General features: G+C 47.6%; 4 protein-coding genes and 1 pseudogene. 4 read left to right on the forward strand and 1 reads right to left on the reverse strand.

The window, feature by feature from the left end; genetic code table 11:
• The 4 genes from WBV75_RS01825 to ribB form a co-directional block, all read left to right on the forward strand.
• Window positions 1-150, forward strand: a 150-nt coding sequence (locus WBV75_RS01825) for a DNA translocase FtsK (protein ID WP_424118953.1), incomplete at its 5' end; no start/stop codon positions are given.
• Complete coding sequence (locus WBV75_RS01830; protein ID WP_424118950.1) at window positions 147-794, forward strand: LolA family protein; 648 nt, start codon at window positions 147-149, stop codon at window positions 792-794. The genes WBV75_RS01825 and WBV75_RS01830, both read left to right, overlap by 4 nt.
• A 43-nt stretch (window positions 795-837) precedes the next feature.
• On the forward strand, window positions 838-2,406 hold the full coding sequence (locus WBV75_RS01835; protein ID WP_424118951.1) for an LptF/LptG family permease: 1,569 nt from the start codon (window positions 838-840) through the stop codon (window positions 2,404-2,406).
• A 13-nt stretch (window positions 2,407-2,419) separates the two neighbouring features.
• Window positions 2,420-3,550 (forward strand): 3,4-dihydroxy-2-butanone-4-phosphate synthase, encoded by a 1,131-nt coding sequence (ribB, locus tag WBV75_RS01840; RefSeq protein WP_424118952.1) that lies wholly within the window; start codon window positions 2,420-2,422, stop codon window positions 3,548-3,550.
• On the opposite strand, the pseudogene WBV75_RS01845 reads toward ribB, so the two are convergent.
• A pseudogene (locus tag WBV75_RS01845) lies at window positions 3,544-3,769 on the reverse strand (L-glutamine--2-deoxy-scyllo-inosose aminotransferase KanB); the annotation flags it as partial. The gene ribB and the pseudogene WBV75_RS01845 overlap by 7 nt on opposite strands.

The following is a 3,769-nucleotide window of genomic DNA, read 5'->3' on the forward strand; positions in this document are numbered from 1 at the left end:
GGGTATAACCGCGCCGGGCGGATTATTGACCAATTAGAAGCCGCGGGGATTGTAGGCCCCTTTGAAGGTAGTAAGGCGAGGCAGGTCCTTGTAACAGATCTCGCCGCCCTACAGGAATTGCTTAACAACGAAACAAAAGGATTAGCATGAAACCCAGAATTTTAACGATACTGCTGATGTGCTGCTGTCTTGGGGCTTTACAGGCCCAGGATGCAGCTAAAGCCAAAGACCTGCTGGATGAAGTTTACGCCAAAGTTAAGGGGTATGACAACATTGTAGTGGACTTTAAGTTTGACCTCTACAACAGTGAAGCCGATGTGCGGCAGGAAACCCGGGGTAATGTCAGTCTGAACGGGGATAAGTATTACCTGAACTATATGGGGGCAGAACAGTTGTATGACGGGAATAAAGTGTACACCATTGTACCGGAAAACGAAGAGGTGACTATTGAAGATAAATCCTCCGAAAGCGGGACGGTCAGCCCGTCTAAAATGCTCACCTTTTACCGGGAGGGGCACCGACTGGACTGGGATATCCTTCAGGATGTACAGGGGCGCAAAATCCAGTATGTAAAACTGACGCCGATTGACACAAATTCAGAAGTGGCTTCCATACTTCTGGGTATAGATGTGGAAACACGACATATTTACAAGCTAATCGAAACCGGAAAAAACGGTACAAAAACAACCATTACCGTTAATTCGTTTAAAACAAACCAACCCCTACCCAAAACACTGTTCACCTTCGACGAAAAGAAATACACGGACGAGGGCTACTATATCATCAGGAACTAAGGCTTTGAGAATCCTAGATCAATATATTCTGAAGAGGTTTTTGATGAACTTTTTCAGTTCGTTTGTGATCCTGATGTTCATCTTTATTTTTCAGACGATCTGGTTGTTTATCGACGACCTGGCCGGTAAGGGACTGGATTTTGTAATCATTGGGAAGTTCCTTTTCTACCTCCTTCCCAACCTGACTGAAAAGGTACTTCCCCTTACTGTCCTGCTCTCGTCTATCCTTACTTTTGGAGCCTTAGCCGAGAATTATGAATTTGCCGCGATGAAAGCCTCGGGGATTTCCCTCCAACGGGCCATGCTCTACATTATCGTATTTGTCGTTTTTCTGGGTGGGGTCGCCTTCTATTTTGCAAATACGGTAATACCTATCTCCGAACAGAAAATCTACAACCTCAGGAGAAATATTGCCACTATGAAGCCTGCCGCTGTAATCGTGGAAGGGGTTTTTAGTGATTTTGAAGGGCGAAATATCAAAGTCGGGCGCAAATACGGGGAAAATGACCGCTTCCTGGAAGATGTGATCATCCATATGAAATCGCGACTTCAACGCAACACAACAGTCATCCGGGCTGAGAAAGGGGAACTGGTCAGCGGGGCGGGTTCTGACATTATACAGCTCAAACTTATGGATGGGCACTATTACGAAGAACTGATTCAGAAATCGGGTACTGCGGGGAATTCACATCCTTTTACCAAAGCGGATTTCGATACCTACGTCATGAATATCGAGATTCCCGATAACCTGGAAGACCTCGAAGCCGACCGCAATGTAGAGACCGATAAAATGAAAAACGTCGGTCGGCTTATTACCGATATCGACTCAATAGAAGCACATAACCGGAACCTGGTAGATGCCTTTTCGAGCAGTATCTCAAGTCGGATAGGAGCCTTTCCGCTGCGCGATCGAGACAGTGTACCTGCTGCTTCAGATTCTATCGTCAATATTCCGGACTCCTTAGGTCAAACCGCCGCTATGGTCAAAACAGCGGCATCTAATATCAGGGCAGCGGGCTTCCAGACAAAATCCGCGGATTCCGCTGGCATAAGCCGGGATATACCCGAGGAGATTTTATCGATAAAAACAGCTAACCTTAAAAAACAGGAACGTCCCTATGTGGAAGGTGACCCCCTGAGCCCATTTAAAACCTGGGAGCAGGGCCAGATTCTGGACGCTGCCAAAAACTCTGTCCGTAACCTGATGAATTCCGTCAGGGGCAAAGGTCAGGATTTGGAGTTGAGCTATAAACGCTACAATTTGCACATCCTGAGCCTGCACAAAAAATTCGCGCTTGCATTTTCGTGTATTATCCTCTTTTTTGTCGGAGCACCCCTGGGTGCAATTATTCGTAAAGGAGGTTTGGGCCTGCCTATGGTGATAGCGATTGTGTTGTTTTTGGCGTATTATTTCTTTGGGGTGTTTTCGAGTAATTATGCCAAGGAGGGTAATATCCATCCCATCCTCGGTGCCTGGTTACCCACGCTGATTATGCTGCCCCTGGGCATATGGCTTACGCGGCGTGCTACAGCAGACAGAGGCCTGATGAGTTTCGGGCACTTTTTAGATTTTATTAAAGAACGCTTTTCACGTTCCAAAAAAGAAGATTAACTAGAATAAGATTATGGAGGGTAAATTAAAACTCGATACGATCGAATCGGCTATCGAAGACATTCGCCAGGGTAAGGTTATAATTGTAGTGGATGATGAAAACCGTGAAAATGAAGGGGATTTTATAGCCGCTGCAGAAAAAGTCAGCCCGGAGATGATCAATTTTATGGCAACACACGGGAGGGGGTTGATTTGCGCCCCCCTGACCGAGGAGCGCTGTGAAGACCTTAATTTGAATATGATGGTGGAGAACAATACGGTCCTGCACCATACCCAGTTTACCGTATCCGTTGACCTGATCGGACAGGGGTGTACCACGGGAATTTCTGTACACGATCGCGCCAAAACCATCAAAGCCCTTGTCGATCCCGAAACCCGTCCGTCCGTCCTTGGACGTCCTGGGCATATTTTTCCCTTACGCGCCAAAAACGGAGGGGTCCTGAGGCGGACCGGCCATACAGAGGCTGCTGTCGATTTTGCGAGGCTGGCAGGATTCGCGCCGGCGGGCATACTCGTGGAAATCCTGAACGAAGACGGAACCATGGCTAGGCTTCCTCAATTACAGGAGGTGGCCCGGAAATTCAATTTAAAACTCGTTTCCATTGAAGATCTGGTAGCTTACCGCATGCAGCACGACAGTCTGATCCATAAGAAAGAGTCCTTTGAAATCAAGACCCGCTTTGGAGAATTTCAGCTCCACGCCTATCAGCAAACGACCAATGACCAGGTGCATATAGCGCTGACCAAAGGCAGTTGGAAAACGGGCGAACCGGTGCTCACCCGAATCAATTCAACCCTGGTAAACAACGACATTCTGGGAACATTGACCAATGACGCAGAGAAGAAACTGGACGATATGTTCAGGGCCCTGAACCAGGAAGGACGTGGGGCGATCGTGTTTATCAATCAGCAAAGTGAAACCTTTAACCTTCTTCAACGCCTGAAGGGTCTAAAAGAGAACCAGGAAAATGGGGTTATGAAGGCCCCGGGGATTCCCATGGACAATAAAGATTTTGGTATTGGGGCACAGATCCTTCACGACTTAAGGATTCACAAGCTGCGCCTGATGACCAATAATACCCAAGCCAAACGGGTGGGTATTGTGGGTTATGGCCTGGAGATTGTCGACTATGCACCCTATTGATCCAGAACGGCAGACACTACTTCTTTCAATACCCCACAACGGGTTTGCATCTCTTTTTCATCCCAGGACAGTTTCACCAGAATAGAGAGGTTACGCCCCATCCAGTGGTCCGAAACTTTAAAGGACGGGTTGCGGGTGGCCTGAACCTGACTGACCAGTGCATCGGGTAACGGTGAAAGGGATTGCAGATTTTTCAAATGGTCCCATTTACGGTGGTAG

The organism is Robiginitalea sp. (genome assembly GCF_049588695.1).
Lineage (GTDB): Bacteria > Bacteroidota > Bacteroidia > Flavobacteriales > Flavobacteriaceae > Robiginitalea.

Excerpts from the sequence above, each read along its gene's own strand:
- WBV75_RS01830 (WP_424118950.1), top strand. The coding sequence starts at position 147 with ATGAAACCCAGAATTTTAACGATACTGCTGATGTGCTGCTGTCTTGGG.
- WBV75_RS01835 (WP_424118951.1), top strand. The coding sequence starts at position 838 with ATGAACTTTTTCAGTTCGTTTGTGATCCTGATGTTCATCTTTATTTTT.
- ribB (WP_424118952.1), top strand. The coding sequence starts at position 2,420 with ATGGAGGGTAAATTAAAACTCGATACGATCGAATCGGCTATCGAAGAC.